Genomic DNA, 253 nt, shown 5'->3' with positions numbered 1-253 from the left:
ACGCCTTCCACGCCGGCGCGGTGAACACCCTGATCCGCCAGGGCGACGGCTGGCTGGGCGACAACACCGACGGCGCGGGCCTGATCCGCGACCTTACCGAGCGCGAGCGTCTCGACCTGCGCGGTCGCCGCTGCCTGATGATCGGCGCCGGTGGTGCCGCGCGCGGCGTCGCGCCCGCGCTGATCGAAGCCGGCGTGGCCGAGCTGATGATCGTCAACCGCAGCCCGGAGCGCGCCGACAAGCTCGCGGACAT

At 73.5% G+C, this 253-nt stretch carries 1 pseudogene; it reads left to right on the top strand.

From position 1 onward, the window contains the following. Positions 1-20 precede the first annotated feature (20 nt). Positions 21-253: pseudogene (gene aroE / locus FLQ44_RS13515) on the top strand (shikimate dehydrogenase); the annotation flags it as partial.

This window comes from Vogesella mureinivorans (assembly GCF_007644035.1).
Taxonomy (GTDB): Bacteria; Pseudomonadota; Gammaproteobacteria; order Burkholderiales; family Chromobacteriaceae; genus Vogesella; species Vogesella mureinivorans.
This window is presented reverse-complemented; position numbering and strand designations above follow the sequence as displayed.